This is a genomic window from Actinomadura sp. NPDC048032 (genome assembly GCF_040653175.1).
Classification (GTDB): Bacteria; Actinomycetota; Actinomycetes; order Streptosporangiales; family Streptosporangiaceae; genus Spirillospora; species Spirillospora verrucosospora.
On the sequence record NZ_JBEZJP010000822.1, the window covers coordinates 1 to 1129 of the forward strand.

The following is a 1129-nucleotide window of genomic DNA, read 5'->3' on the forward strand; positions in this document are numbered from 1 at the left end:
GTCAGCCGCGCGGGCGGCCGCGAAAGCATCCGACACGTCTTGGACGATGAAGTTGTGAGCGAAAAGAACGCTTTCTACTACCCCGAGATTATTTGCCCCGAACGGACGATCGGGCGGCGCACGTTCGATTTCTCGCGGCAGGTCGCCGTGATGGCGATAATCAACCGCACTCCCGATTCATTCCACGACCGGGGCCGCACTTTCGCCTTGGACAAGGCATTGGTCGCAGTAGAGAACGCGCTCGTCCACGAAGCCGACTGGCTGGACATCGGCGGCGTCCCCTTCGCTCCGGGACCTCCGGTGAGCGTCGAAGAGGAGATCGACCGCGTGGTCCCGGTCATCGAGGGCGCCCGCTCCCGCACCGACGCGGTGATCTCCGTCGAGACGTACCGGCCCGAGGTCGCCCGCGCCGCCTTCGCCGCCGGCGCCGACGTCCTGAACAACACGAGCGGCCTGCACGACCCCGCCCTCGCCGACGTGGTCGCGGAGGCCGGCGCGACCCTCATCGTCACGCACAGCCTCGCCGACCCCCGGACGCCCTACCCTCGCCCGCAGTACGACGACGTGGTCACCGAGGTCGCCGAGTTCCTGCGCCTGCGGGCGGCCCTGGCCGAGAAGCACGGCGTGCCGGCGGACCGGATCATCATCGACCCCGGCCACGACCTGAACAAGAACACCCACCACTCGCTCGAACTGACCCGCCGCCTCCCGGAGATCGCACAGCTCGGCTACCCGCTGCTCGTCGCCGTCTCGAACAAGGACTTCATCGGCGAGACCCTGGAGCGAGACCAGCACGACCGCGTCGAGGGCACCATCGCCACCCTCGTCGTCTCCATCCTGAGCGGCGCGCGCATCGTCCGGGTCCACGACGTCGCGGAGGCGAGGCAGGCGGTGAACATGGTCGAGAGCATCCTCGGCTGGCGCCCGCCCGCCTACGTCCGCCACAACGTCGTCTAGGGCCTGTTTTGTGGATCGTGGTTGAGCCAGAGGATGAGGCTGGCGATGGTGACCACGGCGCGGTAGTGGGCGGCGAGTTGTCGTAGCGGGTGGCCAGGCCGCGGAAGCGTTTGAGCTGGTTGAAGCAGCGTTCGACGACGTTGCGGCGGCGGTAGCGGTCCGGGTCGAAGCC

Annotated in this window: 1 protein-coding gene and 1 pseudogene; one reads left to right on the forward strand and one right to left on the reverse strand. The window is 68.2% G+C overall.

Going from position 1 to position 1129, the window contains the following annotated elements:
* Positions 1-54: 54 nt before the first annotated feature.
* Positions 55-957, forward strand: a complete 903-nt coding sequence (folP, locus tag AB0C69_RS42480) for a dihydropteroate synthase (protein WP_360362675.1) — start codon at positions 55-57, stop codon at positions 955-957.
* Here the strand turns inward: folP and AB0C69_RS42485 are convergent.
* A pseudogene (locus AB0C69_RS42485) lies at positions 954-1129 on the reverse strand (transposase); the annotation flags it as partial. The gene folP and the pseudogene AB0C69_RS42485 overlap by 4 nt on opposite strands.